The sequence below is a fragment of the Pseudomonas sp. 20P_3.2_Bac5 genome, assembly GCF_025466035.1.
GTDB lineage: Bacteria > Pseudomonadota > Gammaproteobacteria > Pseudomonadales > Pseudomonadaceae > Aquipseudomonas.
Window position 1 is genome coordinate 24,708 of the sequence record NZ_JANLOA010000043.1, and the last position, 19,797, is coordinate 44,504.

The 19,797-nt window shown below is 63.7% G+C and carries 18 protein-coding genes; 10 read left to right on the forward strand and 8 right to left on the reverse strand.

From position 1 onward, the window contains the following. Positions 1-25: 25 nt before the first annotated feature. Together NTD88_RS07470 and NTD88_RS07475 are read right to left on the reverse strand one after the other, a co-directional pair. The gene (locus NTD88_RS07470) at positions 26-208 is read right to left on the reverse strand and encodes a type II toxin-antitoxin system HicA family toxin (RefSeq protein WP_262129778.1); all 183 of its coding nucleotides are present in this window, start codon (positions 206-208) and stop codon (positions 26-28) included. A gap of 178 nt (positions 209-386) precedes the next feature. After that, complete coding sequence (locus NTD88_RS07475) at positions 387-1,667, reverse strand: OprD family porin (protein WP_095159508.1); 1,281 nt, start codon at positions 1,665-1,667, stop codon at positions 387-389. A gap of 467 nt (positions 1,668-2,134) precedes the next feature. Here NTD88_RS07475 and NTD88_RS07480 point away from each other — a divergent pair, with 467 nt between their 5' ends. Further along, positions 2,135-4,243, forward strand: coding sequence for a TonB-dependent receptor (locus NTD88_RS07480; RefSeq protein ID WP_262153863.1), 2,109 nt, complete (start codon positions 2,135-2,137; stop codon positions 4,241-4,243). 63 nt (positions 4,244-4,306) lie between these two features. Here NTD88_RS07480 and NTD88_RS07485 read toward each other — a convergent pair whose 3' ends face one another. The 3 genes from NTD88_RS07485 to NTD88_RS07495 all read right to left on the reverse strand — a co-directional run bounded on the left by NTD88_RS07485 (position 4,307) and on the right by NTD88_RS07495 (position 8,896). Further along, positions 4,307-4,507 carry a hypothetical protein gene (locus NTD88_RS07485; RefSeq protein WP_110972025.1) on the reverse strand — a complete coding sequence of 67 codons (201 nt, stop codon included), beginning with the start codon at positions 4,505-4,507 and terminating at the stop codon, positions 4,307-4,309. Positions 4,508-4,699: 192 nt separating this feature from the next. Then, the gene (gene aguA, locus NTD88_RS07490) at positions 4,700-5,815 is read right to left on the reverse strand and encodes an agmatine deiminase (protein WP_262153864.1); all 1,116 of its coding nucleotides are present in this window, start codon (positions 5,813-5,815) and stop codon (positions 4,700-4,702) included. Positions 5,816-5,995: 180 nt separating this feature from the next. Next, positions 5,996-8,896 carry an aminotransferase gene (locus NTD88_RS07495; protein ID WP_262153865.1) on the reverse strand — a complete coding sequence of 967 codons (2,901 nt, stop codon included), beginning with the start codon at positions 8,894-8,896 and terminating at the stop codon, positions 5,996-5,998. 211 nt (positions 8,897-9,107) lie between these two features. On the opposite strand from NTD88_RS07495, the gene rfbB reads away from it, so the two are divergent. From rfbB to NTD88_RS07530, 7 genes are read left to right on the forward strand one after another with little or no spacing between them, the layout of a single operon-like run. Beyond that, positions 9,108-10,190, forward strand: a complete 1,083-nt coding sequence (rfbB, locus tag NTD88_RS07500) for a dTDP-glucose 4,6-dehydratase (protein WP_262153866.1) — start codon at positions 9,108-9,110, stop codon at positions 10,188-10,190. Further along, positions 10,187-11,062: a glucose-1-phosphate thymidylyltransferase RfbA gene (gene rfbA, locus NTD88_RS07505; RefSeq protein WP_262129773.1), complete on the forward strand. Its 876-nt coding sequence runs from the start codon at positions 10,187-10,189 to the stop codon at positions 11,060-11,062. The genes rfbB and rfbA overlap by 4 nt, the downstream gene beginning before the upstream one ends. Next, positions 11,059-11,604, forward strand: a complete 546-nt coding sequence (gene rfbC / locus NTD88_RS07510) for a dTDP-4-dehydrorhamnose 3,5-epimerase (RefSeq protein WP_262153867.1) — start codon at positions 11,059-11,061, stop codon at positions 11,602-11,604. The genes rfbA and rfbC overlap by 4 nt, the downstream gene beginning before the upstream one ends. Next, positions 11,601-12,461: a dTDP-4-dehydrorhamnose reductase gene (gene rfbD, locus NTD88_RS07515; protein WP_262153869.1), complete on the forward strand. Its 861-nt coding sequence runs from the start codon at positions 11,601-11,603 to the stop codon at positions 12,459-12,461. Before rfbC ends, rfbD begins: the two co-directional genes overlap by 4 nt. A 37-nt stretch (positions 12,462-12,498) precedes the next feature. Next, positions 12,499-14,313: an ATP-binding protein gene (locus NTD88_RS07520; RefSeq protein WP_262129770.1), complete on the forward strand. Its 1,815-nt coding sequence runs from the start codon at positions 12,499-12,501 to the stop codon at positions 14,311-14,313. Beyond that, the gene (locus NTD88_RS07525) at positions 14,310-15,722 is read left to right on the forward strand and encodes a sigma-54-dependent transcriptional regulator (RefSeq protein WP_262153870.1); all 1,413 of its coding nucleotides are present in this window, start codon (positions 14,310-14,312) and stop codon (positions 15,720-15,722) included. Before NTD88_RS07520 ends, NTD88_RS07525 begins: the two co-directional genes overlap by 4 nt. Then, positions 15,722-16,177 carry a thioesterase domain-containing protein gene (locus tag NTD88_RS07530; protein WP_262153871.1) on the forward strand — a complete coding sequence of 152 codons (456 nt, stop codon included), beginning with the start codon at positions 15,722-15,724 and terminating at the stop codon, positions 16,175-16,177. The genes NTD88_RS07525 and NTD88_RS07530 overlap by 1 nt, the downstream gene beginning before the upstream one ends. On the opposite strand, the gene cysQ is transcribed toward NTD88_RS07530, so the two are convergent. Continuing rightward, positions 16,166-16,993, reverse strand: coding sequence for a 3'(2'),5'-bisphosphate nucleotidase CysQ (gene cysQ / locus NTD88_RS07535; protein ID WP_095159496.1), 828 nt, complete (start codon positions 16,991-16,993; stop codon positions 16,166-16,168). The genes NTD88_RS07530 and cysQ overlap by 12 nt on opposite strands. After that, on the reverse strand, positions 16,990-17,556 hold the full coding sequence (gene nudE / locus NTD88_RS07540) for an ADP compounds hydrolase NudE (protein WP_095159495.1): 567 nt from the start codon (positions 17,554-17,556) through the stop codon (positions 16,990-16,992). The genes cysQ and nudE overlap by 4 nt, the downstream gene beginning before the upstream one ends. A gap of 73 nt (positions 17,557-17,629) precedes the next feature. Between nudE and yrfG the strand changes: the two genes are divergently transcribed. Continuing rightward, positions 17,630-18,292 (forward strand): GMP/IMP nucleotidase, encoded by a 663-nt coding sequence (yrfG, locus tag NTD88_RS07545; RefSeq protein WP_095159494.1) that lies wholly within the window; start codon positions 17,630-17,632, stop codon positions 18,290-18,292. Between the two features lie 10 nt (positions 18,293-18,302). On the opposite strand, the gene lysM is transcribed toward yrfG, so the two are convergent. Further along, positions 18,303-18,743: a peptidoglycan-binding protein LysM gene (lysM, locus tag NTD88_RS07550; protein WP_095159493.1), complete on the reverse strand. Its 441-nt coding sequence runs from the start codon at positions 18,741-18,743 to the stop codon at positions 18,303-18,305. An 80-nt stretch (positions 18,744-18,823) separates the two neighbouring features. Between lysM and NTD88_RS07555 the strand changes: the two genes are divergently transcribed. Continuing rightward, on the forward strand, positions 18,824-19,711 hold the full coding sequence (locus NTD88_RS07555) for a LysR family transcriptional regulator (RefSeq protein WP_095159492.1): 888 nt from the start codon (positions 18,824-18,826) through the stop codon (positions 19,709-19,711). The last annotated feature ends 86 nt before the right edge of the window (positions 19,712-19,797 follow it).

Consider the following 19,797-nt stretch of genomic DNA (forward strand, 5'->3'; position numbering starts at 1 on the left):
GAAGCATGCTGGGGACTACTCCAGCTCATTTGAGGCCAGCGGCCCTGAGTATGCTGTGCAGCGTTCCGGTGGCTATCTGGATTTTAGGGTGTGGGACGGTGACCCTTCCCGGCTTCACTGGATGCTTGAAATGGTGGTGGCTCCCACGAACGCCTATTAACAGCCACCCATCCGCCTCAAGCAGGGTAATGACTTCCCTGCTGCGCATGTTATCAAGCGCCTCCGCTAAGTGTGTACCGTACACATCAATGCACTGGAGGCAAAGATTTTATAGGCATGGCACACACGATGAAGTCAGCCGCCGCGTAACCCACCGTGCAACGCTTCCGAAGGTACAAACAAAAAAGGCCCACCGTCAGGTGAGCCTTTTCGTTACGCAATCAGGATCAGAAGATGCTGATCGGGTACTCAACGAAGATGCGCAGTTCGTTGCCGTCGTCGTTGTAACCGTTCTCACGCACGCTATCCGAAGTACGCAGGAACGAGCTGCGCACTTTCAGGCTCAGGTCCTTGGCAGGGCCTTCCTGTACGACGTACTTGAACTGGTTGAAGATTTCGCGCTCGGTGCCTTCGCCATAACCGTGGGTGTTGATGTTGTCACCACGCACGTAGGCAACGGAGTAGGTCAGACCCGGTACGCCGAAGGCGCCGAAGTCCAGGCCGTAGCCGATCTGCCAGGAACGCTCGTCTTCAGCGTTGAAGTCGGACCAGTAGGAGTTGGCCAGGTAGATGGTCGAACCACCGTCACCCACGCCAGCCCGGTCCTGGTACCAGCCGTACTGGTAGCCGGTGCTGCCGGTGCTGCGCTGGTGAGCGATGGTCACCGAGTGCGGGCCGAAAGCGTAGGTCGCCGCCAGGCTCCAGATGGTGTTGCTGTCGCCAGTCAGGTCGGCCTTCTGGACGAACTTCTTGTCGATGTCCGACTTGTAGCCGTTGAAGTCCAGGGTCAGGGACTGATCCTTGGCAATGGCGTGGACGTAGTTGACGCCCAGGTAGTGCTTCTTCAGCACGTCTTCGACATCGGAGGTGTACAGCGAGGCGGTCAGGTTCGGCGCGAACTTGTAGGTACCGCCGAAGACGTTGATCGACTTCAGAGCGGTGTCACGTTGTTCGGTGGACTTGCGAGCTTCGCGGGTGTAACGACCAGCGTTCAGCTCCAGGCCTTCGATTTCCTTGGAGTTGATCGAAGTGCCGGTGAAGCTTTCAGGCAGCAGACGCGCGTCGTCGTATTGCAGCACTGGCAGCGAAGGCATTTGGTCGCCGTACTTCAGCACGGTGTTGGAAACGCGGAATTTGACCGCTGCGCCGCCACGAGAGATGTCGTGCTGGGCGTTGCCGCTATCGCCACGCTTGAAGAAGTCGATACCGCCGCCTTCGTTGTGACCGCTACCGCCGTCCAGACGCACTGCGTACAGGCCGAAGGCATCAACGCCGACGCCGACGGTGCCCTGGGTGAAGCCCGAGCTGAACTTGCCGATGAAGCCTTGGCCCCACTGCATCTGGTCGTTGGTGTCGTGTTTCTTGTCACGCTTGATGTAAGCGTTGCGCAGCAGCAGCGAGGCGCTGCTGTCTTCGACGAAGCCTTTGGAAGCGGCTTGGTCGTTGGCCATTGCCTGAGTGGCGGCCATAAGACCCAGTGCGAGCAGACTGATCCTGGTTTTCAACATCTTGTTTTCCTTATTACGTGATGGATACGCGCTGCAGCCAAACGCCAGAACCACGCCCCCTGCGTGGGTTGACGCTCACGGACTGGAAATAAAAAGCCCGCGTGCGATCGATCGCAGCGGGCCTTTTATTTTTGAGTCTTGGCCAGTGGGCCTACAGGCGTTGGGCCGAATCCTAGCCGCGCCCGGAACGGCATGTCAAAAATTCGTGAAGGAATGATGTCAAATTTCATGTTTCTCGCCGTTTTAGCTGCGAATTCCTCCCATTGAGCAGCGGATTGTGCTGTTGAAAATGGCTGAAACTGCCCATTTGGACAGGGTTTACCGATGTGCTGAAAAGTTTCACTTCGGATACATTCAGAAACAAATAACCGGAATGGCAAAGACTAAAGAGTTAACGTTTGCAAATGCCAAGCATTATCATTCGCGCGTTTCTCAACCTCTAAAAACCATCCGGATACTTTCCTCACATGCCTGCCCCTTGCCGCCTTTCCCCCTTGTCCTTGGGCCTTTCCCTGTTATTCGGCTCTGGCCTCGCCGTGGCTGCCAGCACCACGCTGCCGGAACTGTCGGTCACCGCCGACAGCGAGCGCGAGCGCGATGATCCACGGGTCAAAGAAGTCACCACGGCCACCCGCACCTCGACCCCGGTGCGCTACGTGCCGCAGGCCATCGACTCGCTGAAGACCAGCAACGTGCTGGATTACGGGACCAACGACCTCGGCAAGGCGCTGAGCGGCATTCCCAACGTCAGCAGTGGCGCCGACACCCGCTTCGACAGCGTGCGGATTCGCGGCTTCGACGCGAGCAACGACTTCTATCTGGACGGTATCCGCGACGACAGCCAGTACGTTCGCGACCTGCACAACATCGAGCGCATCGAGGTACTCAAGGGCCCGGCGGCCGTGCTGTATGGCCGTGGCAGCCAGGGCGGCATCATCAACCGGGTGAGCAAGGCCCCGGAAGCCGGCCGCCGCTCCAGCATCGAAGCCCAGGGCGGCAGCGAAGACATGCGCAGCCTGTACGCCGACCTCAGCGCTGATCCGTCGGACACCATCAGCCTGCGGCTGAACATGGGTAACAGCGACAACAACAGCTTCCGCGACGGTATCGATGGCAACCGCCAGTTGTTCGCCCCGTCGATGAGCTGGCAACTGACCCCGGACCTGAACTGGCTGGTGCAGTACGAGTACAACCGCTACAACCGCACGCCGGATCGCGGCATACCCGGCAATCCGCTGACCGGCCGCCCGGTGGACGTCAGCCGCGACACCACCTACGGCGACACCCATCGCGACTACATCGACGACAAGACCGAGTCGCTGCGCTCGCGCCTGAACTATCAGTTGAACGAGAACTGGCAACTGCGCCACACCCTCGGCCTGATCACCCTGGATAGCGATTTCGACAACACCTACCTGTCCGGCTACACCCCGGCCACCGGCCTGGTCACCCGCCAGCGCTGGCAGCAGGACCTGAACACCCGCAACCTGTTCAACAACCTGGAAGCCGAAGGTCGCTTCGATACGTTCGGCATCGAACACACGCTCCTCACCGGTCTGGAGCTGGGCGAGCAGCGGCGCAATTCGCTGCTGCACACCGCGCAGGCGGTCAGCGCGGGTGGCCAGGCCGTGCCGTCACTCAACGTCTACAACCCCAACCGCGACCTGCAGCACACCGGCCGGATGGTGGTTTCGAGCAACAACCACACCGACGTCAGTAGCCGCGGCCTGTACCTGCAGGACCAGATTCGCCTGAACGATCAGTGGCAAGTACTGGCCGGCCTGCGTTTCGACCGCTTCGAAGTCGAGACCACCAGCAAGGTCACCGGCAGGAACGAAAAGCAGGACAGCAATAGCACCAGCCCGCGTCTGGGCGTGGTCTACACACCGTGGAAAGAACACTCGTTCTACGCCTCCTGGAGCAAGACGTTCTCGCCAGTGGGCGGCGGCCTGATCGGCATCACCCCGGGCGCTGCGGGCAACACCAACGAGGTGGGCCCGGAGCACACCAGACAGAAGGAAGTCGGGGTCAAGAGCGACTGGCTGGACGAGCGCCTGAGCACCACGCTCGCGGTGTATGAGCTGGAACTGTTCAACCGCCGCAACCTCGATCCGCTGGACCGCAACCGGGTGATCCTCACCGGCCTGCAACGCTCGCGCGGTATCGAACTGACCGCCAGCGGCAAGCTGGGTGGCAACTGGTATGTGCGTGGCGGTATTGGTGTGCAGGACGCCACCATCGTCGACGACAGTGAAGGCAACGCCGGCAACCGCATTGCCGATGTGGCCAAGCGCAACGCCAGCGTGTTCCTGACCTGGAAACCGGAAATGGGCTGGTACGCCGAGACCGGCCTGACCCTGGTCGGCCAGCGCTATGCCGATACCCGCAACACCATCGCGCTGCCAGGTTATGGCACCTGGGATGCGCTGGCCGGCTACCGAACCAAGGACTGGGACCTGCGTGCGGCGCTGAGCAATATCGCCGACAAGACCTATTACGCGTCGGGGACCAGCGCATCGCAGATCCAGTTTGGCGATCCGCGCAGCCTGGTGGTGACCGGCACTTACAGCTTCTGATCAATGAAAAAGGGCGGCACCGTTAACCGGTGCCGCCCTTTTTCTCTTTCAGCCGTCGCCCCATCAGCCGTGCCAGATACCCACCAGAGCATCGAGCTCCGCGTCGGTAATCAGGCCTGCTGGATAGCGTTCTACCAGCATGCGCCGTGGATCGGTCTTCCTGACCCGGGTTGGTCCATTGTGTTTCAACCACCGCGCCAATACCTGGAGCGCTTCGTGGTTCATCACTGTCGGGTGCGAAGCCAACTCACGTGCTGCATTCATTTCACACGTACTCCCCCAGAGGCGTGAGCGGCAACCTTACTCAAGCTTTATGACAGATCCGTGCGGGGCACGACCGTCCGTCCACTTGGTAACAAGTGAATCAAATACAAGAGCTGTGCCATCCAGGGGTGCCGACTGTCGTCCTGCCAATAAAAAAGCCCGTCACAGGACGGGCTTTTTTTTGACGTCAGATCAACGACTTGCGGGTGCAGGCTGCTGCTGGGTCAGGCAGTGAATATTGCCGCCGCCGAGCAGTAGCTCACGTCCGGGCACCATGACCACTTTGTGGTCCGGGAACAGGCGCGCCAAGATCGCTCTAGCTTCAGCATCCGCCGGGTCGTTGAAGCTCGGCGCAATGATGCCGCCATTGACGATGAGGAAGTTCACATAGGAACCGGCCAGGCGCGAGGACGGGCTGCGCTCCTGGCTGCCGGCGACCGGATCGACGCCATCGCACTCTTCCTCGGTGGCGAACATCGGGCCCGGAATCGGCATTTTGTGCACCACGAATGTGCGCCCCTTGGCGTCGCGCTGGCTTTCCAGCACCGCCATGGCCGCGCGGCAACGCGCGTAGTTGGGGTCATTGGAATCATCGGTCCAGGCCAGTAACACTTCGCCCGGGCTGACGTAACAGCAGAAGTTGTCGACGTGGCCGTCGGTCTCGTCGTTGTACAGGCCGTCCGGCAGCCAGACGATGGTGTCCACGGCGAGGTTCTCGCGCAGGATTTCTTCGATCTGCTCGCGGTTCAGGTGCGGGTTGCGGTTGGCGTTGAGCAGGCATTCCTCGGTGGTGATCAGGGTGCCTTCGCCATCGACGTGGATCGAGCCGCCTTCGAGCACGAAGCCTTCGGTGACATAGCGCGCGTTGCGCTCGATACCGAGGATCTTGCCGGCCACTTGCTCGTCACGGTTCCAGGGTGCGTACAGACCGCCAAGGAAACCGCCCCAGGCGTTGAAACCCCAATCCACGCCGCGCACATCGCCGTTGTCGTTGTCGTTGATGACGAAGGTCGGCCCGGTGTCGCGGACCCAGGCGTCGTCGTTGCTGATTTCCACCACGCGGATGTTCGGCTCATCGGCCAGGCGCGCGAGGGCGTTCTCGTACTGGCCGGCGGAAACGCCGACGGTCACCGGCTCGAAGCGGGCGATCGCCTTGGCCACGGCAACGTGCGCGGCCTGCGCCGGCTTGCCGCCCAGGCGCCAGTTGTCCGGACGCTCCGGCCAGATCATCCAGACCTGGGTTTGTGGCGCCCATTCGGCGGGCATGTGGAAGCCATCGGCACGGGGGGTAGAGGTCAAAGTCTTCATGGTCGAACCTGGGTTGTGCCCGGGGCGGGCCGGTGGTTGTACAGAAAGGGTGGGTAATCAGTGATTGCCTTTATAGCCGATAAATATCTGCATTAGAAGTGACAAATAAAATACTACGACCAATAAAAAGCCGGTTAATTCGATAACAATCGAATTGACCGGCTTTTTGCGTTTCAACGCTTACAGGTCTTCCGACAGCACCTTGGCCACGCTGTCGACGAAGAAGTCCACGCTTTCGCGGGTCGTGCACATCGGCGGCTTGATCTTCAGGATGTTCAGGTAGTCGCCGGTCGGTTGCATGAAAATGCCCAGGTCACGCAGGCGATTGCACAGGGCGGCGGTTTCTTCGGTGGCCGGTTCCAGGGTTTGCGGATCGCGCACCAGTTCCAGGCCGAGGTAGAACCCGGACCCGTGCACCGCGCCCGCCAGCGGATATTCATCGATCAACGCCTGCAGACGCGCCTTGAAGTAGCCGCCGACTTCCCGGGCCTTTTCCCACAGCCCTTCTTCGGCCATCACGTCGAGCACGGCCATACCGATCCGGCAACTGACCGGGCTGCCGCCCGCGGAGGAGAAGAAATAACCCTCGGCTTCCAGCGCCTCGGCGATTTCCCGGCGGGTGATCACCGCGCCCAATGGCTGGCCGTTGCCCATGCCTTTGGCCATGGTGATGATGTCCGGCACTACGCCCTGCTCTTCGAAACCCCAGAACCATTCACCCATGCGTCCATAACCGACCTGCACTTCATCGGCGATGCACACCCCACCGCGCTCGCGGACACGGCTGTAAACCTGCTCCAGATAACCGGCTGGTAGCGGAATGCCACCCGCATTGCCGTAGACCGGTTCGCAGATGAAACCGGCGAGCTGGCGGCCGGTAGCGTCGACCTGTTCCAGAACGCTGTCCACATCGTTCACATAATCAACCGTGCTGTCGGCGCCGCGGTACTTGCCGCGATAGGTGTTCGGCGCCGTCACCGGGTGCACCCATTCCGGCCGCGTGCTCAGCGCTTGCGGGTTATCGGCGATAGAGGTGGACACCGCGTCGGCGGCCACCGACCAGCCGTGATACGCCTCGAGCACGCTGAGCATGTCGCGCCCGCCGCTGTAGGCCCAGGCTAGACGGATCGCCAGGTCGTTGGCCTCGGTGCCGCTGTTGACCAGGAACACCCGGTCCATGCCCGTGGGCGCCAGCGCCAGCAGGCGTTCGGAAAACTCGGCGATGGCCGCGTAGTGAAAACGCGAGTTGGTGTTGAGCAACGACCATTGCCGCGCCGCCTCGCTGACCATGCGCGGGTGACCGTGGCCGAGCACCGCGACGTTGTTGAGCATGTCCAGGTAGGAGCGGCCTTGCAGGTCGATCAGGTAGTTGCGCCAGCCGCGTTCGATCTGCGGCGGCTGCTGGTAATAGTGCTTCTGCGAGCGGGCGAAGCTGGCCTCGCGACGCTCCAGCAGGGCTTGGGCATCGCTCAGCGGCGCGGCATCGCAGTCGAAGCCGAGCAGCGCTGCCGGCGACGGACACAGCACCCGCCAGGCCTGCGCGCGGGACGGCACGACAAAGGCCGGCGGACGCAGCCCCGGCACCCGGCACAACTGCACCGTGACGATCTCGGCACTTTGCGCCAGTAACTGGCCTTGCTCGATCACCTGGCCATCGGCCGGACCCGCGTCGATCCCGGACAGCCAGAGCGTGACTTGCCCGCCTTCCAGACTGCCGCTGCCCGCCGCGTCCTCACGCCAGGTGCCGGCAAACGGCGCCCGCAGTTCGCTGCCGGGCGTCAGGTGCAGCTCGACGTGCAAGGCGAAGGTCTGCGGCTCTTGCGGGTTATCGATATGGGTTTGCGACAGCCGATACTCGCCATACAGCGACGCCGCCGGGGCCGGGTGCTGACGCAACAGTTGCTGATCGATACCCGGCGCCTCCCAGTTGCCGGCGCTGAAATGCTCGCTGAGCACACCCAGATCGACCCGCGCCACCGCCTGCTCGCGCAAGGCCGGCAGCAGGTTTGCGCAAGCGCTCAGGTCCGGCGCCGTCGGCGTGATCCCCGCCACCTGCAAAATCGCCGCCTCCATCAGGGCGAACGGCACGCTGTCGGCGACCTCGAAGATCTCCCACTCGTGCGCGAGATTTGCACGGCTGTATTGATTGTCCGGATCGATGCTCACCTGTTGCTCGCCACTGAGCACCAGCACTGCGGCGCGGGCGACGATCAGCGGCCAAAGCGCCTTGAGCTCGGCCTCGGTCAGCGGGTTGACCGCATGATAGGCCGCGACTGCGGGGAGGATACGCAGCGGATCACCCTCGGCATGGTGCAACAAGGCCGCGCAAGTCACCGACAGGTCGGCGATTCGCCAGGTGTGCAGCAGATCGCCGAAATCGATCACGCCTTGCAGTTGCCACTGCCGGTCGGCATCGCGCTGCCAGACGGCGTTGTCGTCGGTGATGTCGAGGTGCACGGCCTGCATCGGCAGGTCCGCCTGGATTTCAGCCAGCGCCTGCTGCGCCTGGGCCGCGGCGGACTGCACGCGCGCCTTGCGCGGCCCCTCGGCGAGCACCGGCAGCAGGTGCGCGATCAGCGCCTGGGCGTGTTGCGGGTCCCATTGCAGGGTGCGCGTCAGGCCCGGATGGCTGAAATCGGCCAGGGCCTGGTCGACCCGCGCACACAGGGCGCCCAGTTCGGCCATCAACCGCGGTTCCATGTGCTTGAGGCGGGTCAGCGTCTGCCCGTCGATGTAGTCCAGCAGCCGCGCACGTACGGCCTGACCCTCGATATCCAGCGACAACAACTGCTCGCCCGAGGCCGCCACCTGCACCGCCGGCACCGGCACACCGCGCTCGCGCAGGTAGCCGAGGGCCGCGTGCTGGGCCTCCAGTTCCTGCGCCGAGTAACTGCCGTGGCAGACTTTCAGCACATAACGGCCCTGGCCGGTGTCGAGGCGAAAGTTCAGGTCCTGCTGGCTGCCCAGCGCCTGCAAGGTGCCCGCCAGCCCGTAGTGCTGATCGAGCAGGACACGAGCCTGTTGCTCGCTGAGGGTGGGGCACGGTTGGCTTGCGCGGTGGATAAGGGTACTGAGGGGCATCGCGGGGACCTCGGTTTTTTTGAGGTTATATCGCCATCTGTCCGGCGCTAACGCAAGTGCATCGATAAAAATTCTGCACAGTTGGCCTAAAGTTCGTTGCATAAAGCATGACAAACAACGTATCCGGCACAATCCGCTTGCACCGTCTGCGACGGCACACAAGTATGTAGCCGTTGCTCAATGCAAGTTACGGAATAAAGGCGGCCCCGACATGCGAATTCTCATCACCGGTGGAGCTGGATTCATCGGCTCGGCGCTGGTGCGCCACCTGATCGACAAGACCGACCACGAAGTGCTCAACCTGGACAAGTTGACCTACGCCGGCAACCTGGAGTCGTTGCACAGCGTCGCGACGAATACCCGCTATGAGTTCGTCCAGGCCGACATCGTCGACCAGGCAACCGTCAGCGCTGTCCTCGCACGCTTCCAGCCGCACGCGATCATGCACCTGGCCGCTGAATCCCATGTCGACCGTTCCATCGACGGTCCGTCGGACTTCATCCAGACCAACATCGTCGGCACCTACAGCCTGCTGGAAGCAGCCCGCGCTTACTGGACGAAACTGCCGGCCGGCGAGCGTGAAGCGTTCCGCTTCCACCATATCTCCACCGACGAAGTGTACGGCGACCTGCACGGTGTCGATGACCTGTTCACCGAGACCACGCCTTACGCGCCAAGCTCGCCGTACTCGGCCAGCAAGGCTGCATCCGACCATCTGGTCCGCGCCTGGCACCGTACCTACGGCCTGCCGGTGCTGCTGACCAACTGTTCGAACAACTATGGTCCGTTCCACTTCCCGGAAAAACTCATTCCGCTGGTGATCCTCAACGCCCTGGCGGGCAAGCCGCTGCCGGTCTATGGCAATGGCCTGCAAGTCCGCGACTGGCTGTTCGTCGAAGACCACGCCCGCGCCCTGCTCAAGGTCGTGAGCGAAGGTGTGGTGGGCGAGACCTACAACATTGGCGGTCACAACGAACAGAAGAATATCGATGTCGTGCGCGGCATCTGCGCCCTGCTCGAAGAACTGGCGCCGCAACGTCCGCAAGGTGTTGCCAGCTATGCCGACCTCATCACCTTCGTCCAGGACCGTCCTGGCCACGATCAGCGCTACGCCATCGACGCCGGCAAGATCGAACGTGAACTCGGCTGGGTTCCCGAAGAAACCTTCGAGAGCGGCCTGCGCAAGACCGTCCAGTGGTATCTGGACAATCTCGAATGGTGCCGCCATGTACAAGACGGCAGCTACCAGGGACAACGCCTGGGCAACTCCGATTTCAAGGACCTGATTGCATGACCAAAGGTATTGTCCTGGCGGGCGGCTCCGGCACCCGCCTGCACCCCATCACTCTCGGTGTGTCCAAGCAGCTGCTGCCGATCTACGACAAACCGATGATCTACTACCCGATTTCGGTACTGATGCTTGCCGGGATCCGCGAAATCCTGGTGATTTCCACTCCACGCGATCTGCCGCAATACCGCCAGTTACTCGGCGATGGCAGCCAGTTTGGCATCGATATCAGCTACGCCGAGCAACCCACCCCGGACGGCCTGGCCCAGGCTTTTCTGATTGGTGAAAAGTTTATCGGAGACGATTCCGTGTGCCTGGTGCTGGGCGACAACATCTTCCATGGCCAGGGCTTTACCGCGCAGTTGCTCAAAGCGGCCAGTCATGGTCACGGTGCGACGGTATTCGGCTACTGGGTCAAGGGGCCCGAGCGCTTCGGCGTGGTCGAATACGACGCTGACGGTCGCGTGCTTTCCATTGAGGAGAAGCCGGCGGTACCGAAGTCCAACTACGCAGTGACCGGCTTGTATTTCTACGACAACGATGTGGTGAGCATCGCCCGCTCCGTCAAACCCTCGGCACGCGGCGAGCTGGAGATCACTGACGTCAACAACGCCTACCTGAAGCGCGGCGACCTGCGCGTGGAGCGATTCGGCCGTGGCTTCGCCTGGCTGGACACCGGCACCCACGACAGCCTGCTTGAGGCGTCTCAGTATGTGCAGACCATCGAGCATCGTCAGGGTCTGAAAGTCGCCTGCCTCGAAGAGATCGCTTTCCAGCAGGGCTGGATCAACGAGGCAGAGCTGACCGCTCGGGCCGAAGCCCTGAGCAAAACCGGCTATGGCCAATACCTGCTTGGACTGATGAGCAAAACACAATGAAGGTAACTGCCAGTACCCTGCCGGAAGTTCTGATTCTGGAGCCCACGGTTTTCGGAGATGCCCGGGGTTTTTTCTACGAGAGCTTCAACGAACGCGTGTTTGCTGAAAAAACCGGCGTAGCCGCTCATTTTGTTCAGGACAATCATTCACGCTCGCAAAAAGGCGTGCTGCGTGGCCTGCACTACCAGATTGAAAATGCCCAGGGAAAAGTGGTGCGGGTCACCGCGGGCGAGGTGCTCGATGTGGCCGTCGACTTGCGCCGTAGCTCGGTCAACTTCGGACGCTGGACCAGTATTCACCTCTCGGCGCAGAACAACCGCCAGTTGTGGATTCCGCCAGGCTTCGCCCACGGGTTCTACGTGCTGAGCGACCACGCCGAGTTCCTCTACAAGACCACCGACTATTACAACCCGGCCGCCGAACGCTGCGTCCTCTGGAACGACCCGACCCTGGCCATCGACTGGGAACTGGACGGCGAGCCACAACTCTCGGCCAAGGACCAGAACGGCAAACTGCTGCGCGACGCGGACCTGTTCCCGTGAACATCCTCGTCATTGGCCGTAATGGTCAGGTCGCCCAGGCCCTCCAGCACGCGCTGGGCAAGCTTGGCCAGTTGCACATCCTCGGCAGCGACCAACTCGACCTCACGCACCCGGAGCGGATTGCCGAGCAGGTCCGCGCCATCGCCCCGGACCTGATCATCAACGCCGCCGCGCACACGGCGGTGGACCAGGCCGAGAACGAGCCGGAGCTGGCCTTCGCGATCAACGCCACGGCGCCTGGCATCTTCGCTGAAGAAGCCGCGCGCCTCGGCGTGCCGCTGATCCACTACTCCACCGACTACGTCTTCGACGGCAGCAAGGCCGGGCCTTACACCGAAGAAGACACGCCAAACCCGCTGGGCGTCTATGGACACAGCAAGCTGGCCGGCGAACAGGCCATCGCCGCGGTGGGTGGGCAGCACCTGATCCTGCGCACCAGTTGGGTCTACTCGACCCACGGCCGCAACTTCCTGCTGACCATGCAGCGTCTGCTGCAAGAGAAGCCGGAACTGCGCATCGTCGCCGATCAGATTGGCGCGCCGACCTGGGCCGGGACCATCGCCGACAGCACCCGTCAGTTGATCGAGCGCTGGCAAGCCGGCCAGGCCGGCGCCTGGGGCGTCTACCACCTGACCGCGCAGGGTGAAACCTCGTGGTTCGGTTTTGCCCAGGCGATCGGCGAGCAGCTCAAGGCCCACGGCAAACTCTGCGCCAATCTGCTGCCGATCCCGTCCAGCGAATACCCGACGCCGGCACGCCGGCCGTTGAACTCGCGCCTCGACTGCGGCCGCCTGCAACGCGAGTGGAACGTCAGTCAGACCGACTGGCATCAGGCGCTGATCGACTGCCTGAAGTAGCGCATAATGCGCCAGATCTTTCTGGCGCTTTGTTGCGATGACCATGACCCCCAGCACTCCCCGCCGTCCCCGCTGGCGCAGCCTGGCCCTGTTGGCCCTGTGTCTGGCGCCGCTGCTCTGGCCACTCAAGCACCTGGCCGAACACTATTACCAGGAAGAGCTGGCCAGCCAGAACCGCCAGACCCTCGACCTCTACGTCGCCAACCTGCTGGGCATCCTGCACCGCTACGAAGCCCTGCCGCAGATTCTCGGCGACCTGCCGACCCTGCGCGCCGTCCTGGCCGATCCCTTTCGCCTGGAATACCTGACCAACGCCAACCGCCGGCTCAAGGAAATCAGCAGCCAGACCGGCGCCGAAGTGATCTACCTGATGGACGCCAAGGGCAACACCCTGGCCGCCTCCAACTGGGACAAGAAAGACAGCTTCATCGGCCGCAATTTCGCCTTCCGCCCGTACTTCAGCGAAGCCACCGCCGGGCGCCTGGGGCGCTTCTTCGGCCAGGGCACCACCTCGGCCAAGCGCGGCTACTTCTTCGGCGCGCCCGTGTGGCAAGGCGAGGAGGTCATCGGCGTGCTGGTGGTCAAGGTCGACCTGGACCACACCGAAACCCTCTGGGGCAAAACCCCCGAACAATTGCTGCTGACCGACAGCAACGGCGTGGTGGTGCTGACCTCGCGTCCCGACTGGCGCTTCCGTGCCACCCGGCCGCTGACCGATGAAGAACGCCAGGCGATCACCGCGATCCAGCCCTATCCGACCCAGGAGCCCAAGCCGCTGAACCTCAACCGCCAGGCCTGGCTCGTGCAGACCCGGCCGATTCCGGAAACTGGCTGGGAGGTGAACATCCTCGCCCCGCGGGCACTGGTGGACCGCTCGGTGAGTACGGTGCTGGCCGTCGGTGGCGCCACCCTGCTGGCGGTGATGCTGCTGGTCGGGCTGGTCATGCAGCGGCGCCGGCATTACATGGACCGTATCGACTTCGAAGCCCGCGCCCGCCACGACTCGGAAAAGCGCGTGGCCGAGCGTACCGCCGATCTCGAAGGCCTCAACAGCCGCCTGAAAAGCGAAGTGCTGGAGCGTGAGCAAGCCCAGCAAGAAGCCGCCCGCGCCCAGGACGAACTGGTCCAGGCCGGCAAGTTGTCGGTGCTCGGCACCATGTCGGCGAGCATCAGCCACGAACTCAACCAGCCGCTGGCGGCCATTCGCAGCTACGCAGAGAACGCCGAAGTGCTGCTCGACCACCAGCGCATCGACGACGCCCGCGGCAACCTCAAGCTGATCAACGAACTGACCGGACGCATGGCCTCGATCATCGCCCACCTGCGCGCCTTCGCCCGCCGCGACCGCCACGCGCCGGAAAGCGTGGCCCTGCAACCGGCGCTGGACGACGCACTGGCGCTGTTGGCCAAGCGCCGCCGGGCAATGGCCGTCGAGCTGATCCGCGACCTGCCCGAAGCCACGTTCTGGGTGCAGGCCGGTGAAACCCGCCTGCGCCAGGTGCTCGGCAACCTGCTGGCCAACGCCCTCGACGCCCTCACCGAAAAAGCCAATCCCCGCAAACTGTGGATAAGTGCCGAGCGGCGTGAAGACTACGTCTACCTGACCATTCGCGACAACGGCCCGGGCTTCACCAGCCAGGCCATGGCCCGTGCCCGCGAACCGTTTTTCACCACCAAGACCCGCACCCAGGGCCTTGGCCTGGGCCTGGCGATCTGCGACACGCTGATGCGCGCGCTGGGCGGTGAGTTGCTGCTGGCCAACCACCCCGAGGGCGGCGCGCTGCTGACCCTGCAACTGCGCGTGGCCAAGCCCGGCGCCAATCTTAAGACTTCGGAGGACCACTCGGCATGACCACCGAGACGCTGATCGACAGCCGCATCCAGGTAATCCTGGTCGACGACGACCCGCACCTGCGCCAGGCCCTGAGCCAGACCCTCGACCTCGCCGGCCTGCGCGTGCTGCCGCTGAGCGACGCCCAGGGCCTGGCCCAACGCATCGAAGCCGACTGGCCGGGCGTGGTGGTCAGCGATATCCGCATGCCCGGCATCGACGGCCTGCAACTGCTGGAGCAACTGCACGCCCAGGACCCGGAACTGCCGGTGCTGTTGATCACCGGCCACGGCGATGTGCCGCTGGCGGTGCAGGCGATGCGCGCCGGCGCCTATGACTTCCTGGAAAAACCCTTCGCCAGCGATGCCCTGCTCGACAGCGTGCGCCGCGCCCTGGCCCTGCGCCGCCTGGTGCTGGACAACCGCAGCCTGCGCCTGGCCCTCAGCGACCGCCACGAACTCAGTGCCCGGCTGGTCGGCCAGTCGGCGCCGATCCTGCGCCTGCGCGAACAAATCGGCGCCCTCGCCGCGACCCGCGCCGACGTGCTGATCCTCGGTGAAACCGGCGCAGGCAAGGAAGTCGTGGCCCGCGCCCTGCACGACCTGTCCAGCCGCCGCGACGGTCCGTTCGTGGCGATCAACGCCGGCGCCCTGGCCGAGTCGGTGGTGGAAAGCGAGCTGTTCGGCCATGAGCCCGGCGCCTTCACCGGCGCGCAGAAACGCCGCATCGGCAAGTTCGAATTCGCCAACGGCGGCACGCTGTTCCTCGACGAAATCGAAAGCATGAGCCTGGATGTCCAGGTCAAATTGCTGCGCATGCTGCAGGAGCGCGTGCTGGAACGTCTTGGCGGCAACCAGCAGATTCCGCTGGATATCCGTGTCATCGCCGCGACCAAGGAAGACCTGCGCCAGGCCGCCGACCAGGGCCGCTTCCGCGCCGACCTCTACTACCGCCTCAACGTCGCGCCGCTGCGCATTCCGCCGCTGCGCGAGCGTGGCGACGACGTGCTGGTGCTGTTCCAGCACTTCGCCGATGCCGCCAGCGAGCGCCACGGCCTGCCGCCGCACGCGTTGCAGCCGGCGCAACGGGCGATGCTGCTGCGCCACGGCTGGCCGGGCAATGTGCGTGAACTGCAGAACGCCGCCGAACGCTTCGCCCTCGGCCTTGAGCTGGCGCTGGACGGCCAGGTCGAGAGCACCGCCGCGCCACAGGACCTGCCACCGGCCAACGGCAACCTCAGTGAACAGGTCGAGCACTTCGAACGTTCGCTGATCGCCGCGGAACTGGCGCGCACGCACAACTCCATGCGCAGCCTCGCCGAAGCCCTCGGCATCCCGCGCAAGACCCTGCACGACAAGCTGCGCAAACACGGCCTGAGCTTCGCCGACAGCAACACCAGCGCCGCTGACGATCTCGAGGAAACCCGCTGATGAGCAGCGACAGCCACTACCTGGAAAACGTCCTGCACCAAGACATCCCGCTGACCCGCGACATGGGCCTCAAGGTCCTCGACTGGCAACAGCAACGCCTGCGCCTGCAATTGCCGCTGGACGCCAACGTCAACCACAAGAGCACCATGTTCGGCGGCAGCCTGTACTGCGGCGCGGTGCTGGTGGGCTGGGGCTGGTTGCACCTGCGCTTGCGCGAGGCGGGGATCGATGACGGGCATATCGTCATCCAGGAAGGCCGGATCAGTTATCCACTGCCGGTGACCGGCGCGGCCATCGCGGTGTGCGAGGCGCCGGAGGAGAAGGTCTGGCAGCGTTTCGTCAGCACCTATCAGCGCTATGGCCGGGCGCGCCTGAGCCTGCACACCCAGGTGTTCAACGAGAACAGTGAAGCGCCCGCCGTGGCGTTCGACGGGCAGTACGTTCTACATCGCTGACGCCAGTGCCAGCAGCTTGCCGCGCCACGGCGCGGCGGCGGGCAGGCCAAGGAAGAACGGGTTGAGCAGCGATTCCCGCGGTGGATAAACGAAGGCTTCGCCGTCCAAGCCGAGCACTTCACCGCCCGCCCCTTCCAGCACCCCTTGCGCGGCCGCAGTGTCCCACTGCGAAGTCGGCGCCAATCGCGGGTAGCAATCGGCGGCGCCTTCGGCCAGCAGGCAGAACTTCAGCGAACTGCCGATATTGGCCAGTTCCAGCGCCCCCAGCGCTTCGCCGAGGCCGGCCAGCAAACGCTCCTGCTGCGGGCTGGAATGACGGCGACTGGCGACCACGGTGAACGACTCACCCACCGGCGGCGCCAGGCGAACCTTGATCGGCTGCACCTTGCCATCGGCTTCCGCGCGCCAGGCGCCGAGGCCCCGGCCACCGTAGTAGCAACGGCCAGTGACCGGCATCACCACCACGCCGAAGACCACACGGCCTTGCTCGACCAGGGCGATATTCACGGTGAACTCTTCAGTCCCGGCGATGAACTCCTTGGTGCCGTCCAACGGGTCCACCAGCCACCAGCGCTGCCAGCGCTGGCGCTCTTCGAGGGCGATGTCGCAGTCTTCCTCGGACAGCACCGGAATATCCGGCGCCAGTGCCTGCAAGCCCTCGGCGATGACGTCGTGCGCGGCGAGGTCGGCGGCGGTGACCGGCGATTCGTCGGCCTTGGCCGTTACCGCCACGTTCACGCGCCAGAACGGCAGGATCGCGGTGCCGGCGCGGCGCGCCAGCGCCACCACGTGGGGCATCAGTTCGAGATCGTTCATGCCGGGAACACTCCACGCTGGGTCAGCAGGTCGCGCACCAGATAAAGCGCCGCCAGCGCCCGGCCTTCGGAAAACTGTGGATGCTGGGCCAGCGCCGACAGCTCGCGCAGGCTGACGCGATCGACACGCATCGGCTCCGGCTCATCGCCTGGGAGGTGTTCTTCATAGAGGTCGGTGGCCAGGACCACCTGGATCTTCTGGCTCATGTAGCCAGGGGACAGCGACAGCTCGGTGAGGTGTTCCAGCTGACGGGCGCCGAAGCCGGCTTCTTCCTTCAACTCGCGGTTGGCAGCCGCCAGCACGTCCTCGCCCGGCTCGATCAGGCCCTTGGGCAGGGACAGCTCGTATTCGTCGGTGCCGCCGCAGTATTCCTCCACCAGCACGGCGTGCTCGCTGTCGAGCATCGCCACGATCATCACCGCGCCGTAGCCATTGCCGCGCCCGACCAGCCGTTCGTAGGTGCGCTCGGTGCCGTTGGAGAAGCGCAATTGCACGGCTTCGACACGGAACAGGCGGCTGCTGGCGACGATCTCGCGGGAAAGGACGGTGGGTTTCTGGCGCATGAGGGGGCGGCTCCTTGGCGGTAACGGGTTACTATACCGCCCACGATAGCCTGACCGAACGAGAATATTTCACATGCCTGCCCTCGCCTGGCGCGACATCGACACGGTCCTGTTGGACATGGACGGCACCTTGCTGGACCTCCACTACGACAACCACTTCTGGATGGAGCTGCTGCCCCAGCGCTATGCCGAGCACCACGGCATCAGCCGGGCCATGGCCGAGCTGGAAATCCAGCCGCTGTTCGAGCGCAACGCCGGGTCGCTGAACTGGTATTGCCTGGACTTCTGGACCGCCGAACTCAAGCTGCCGATCCGCGAACTGAAGCAGGAAACCGCCAACCTGATCGCCCTGCGCCCGGACGCCGACACCTTCCTCGCCGCCCTGCGCGACGCCGGCAAACGGGTGATCCTGATCACCAACGCGCACCGCGACTCACTGTCGCTGAAACTGGAGCGGGTAGCCCTGGCGCCCTACTTCGAGCGCATGATCAGTTCCCACGACTACGGCTTCCCCAAGGAAAACCAGCAGTTCTGGACCGCCTTGCAAGCCGACACCGGCTTCGACCCGGCACGCAGCCTGTTCATCGACGACACCCTGGCGATCCTGCGCAGCGCCCGCACCTTCGGCGTCGCCCACCTGCTCGCCGTGCGCCAGCCAGACAGCCGCAAACCTGCGCGCGATACCGAAGAGTTCGCGGCGCAGGAGGATTACCGGGTTCTGTTGGAAGGACTGTGAATCTGCGGGCTTATTCTGGAATACGCAGCGTTTGCCCCGGATAGATCTTGTCCGGATGGCTCAACAGCGGCTTGTTGGCTTCGAAGATCTTGTTGTACAGGTTGGCGTTGCCGTAGACGGTCAGGGAGATGGCGCTGAGGGTGTCGCCCTTCTTCACCACCACGAAGCGGGAAGCAGCGACAACCTGCCCGGTCACCGTGAGTTGATCATCGACGGAGGCCACGCCGGCAATATTGCCCAGCGCCAGCAGAATCTTCTCCTTCTCTTCCTGACTGCTCACCTCGCCCTTCACCGTGACCTTGTCACCGTCCACCGTGGTCTCGATGTTCGGGTTGCCCAGCCCGACCTTGGCCACGTGATCCTTGAGTTGCTCGCTGGCATTGGCGTTACCCGGCGTCAGCAGGTCGATAAGTTTCTCGCCCGCCTCTTTCACGAAACTGAAAATGCTCATGCCACTCTCCTAGTGATGAATCTCGGAGCAGGGAGTCTAGGTCAGGTTAGAATGCTTCGCCCGCCAACCCCGAGACGACGATGGACATCAAACAGCTCAAGTTCCTCATCGCCCTGGATGAAACCCGTCATTTCGGCCAGGCCGCCGCGCTTTGCCACGTGACCCAGCCGACCCTCTCGATGCGCCTGCGCAACCTCGAGCGCGAGCTGGGGCTGGAGCTGGTCAATCGCGGCCAGCGCTTCGAAGGCTTCACCGCCCAGGGCGAGCGGATCCTGGCGTGGGCACGCTCGGTTCTCGCCGCCTACGACGGGCTGCAGGCCGAGGCCGCCGCCTGTCGCGGGCATCTCGCCGGCACGCTGCGGCTGGGGATGGTGCCGCTGTCGAGCTTCGACCCACTGCCGCTGTTGCAGCGCCTGCACCGCCAACACCCGGACCTGAGTTTCGAACTCAGTGCCCTCAGTTCCGAACAGATCCTCGAACAGCTCACCAGCAATCGCCTCGACCTGGGGCTGTCCTACCTGGAAAAACTCGACCACGACCGCTTCGAAGCGCTGCCACTGGGCGAGTCGCGCATGGGCCTGCTGTACGACCCGGCGCACTTCCGTTTCGACGATCAGCCGCTGCACTGGGAAGCGTTGGCCGAGCTGCCGCTGGGCCTGCTCACTGCGGGCATGCACTTTCGCCAGTCGGTGGACCACAACTTCCACAGCCGCGGCCTGAACCCGCGTCTACTGTTGCAGACCGATGCCGTCCATCAGTTGATCCAGGCCGTGCACGGAGGCCTGTGTTGCGCGGTGATGCCGTTGGGCACCGGACTGGAAGCAGTCACCGGCAAACTGCGCCTGCACCCCATCGAAGCGGCCTGCACCCTGGCCCCGCTGGGCCTGATCATGCGCCGCACGGCACCGCGCTCGGCACTGGCCGAAGCCTGCATGGCCGAATACCGCAAATTGCTCGAAGAGGCATGATCGACGGCCTCTATGGAGGCATCAGCAGAAGCGATTAGACGATACCCGAGCGTGGGCCTAGGCTTAAGACTGATCAGCCTGCGGGT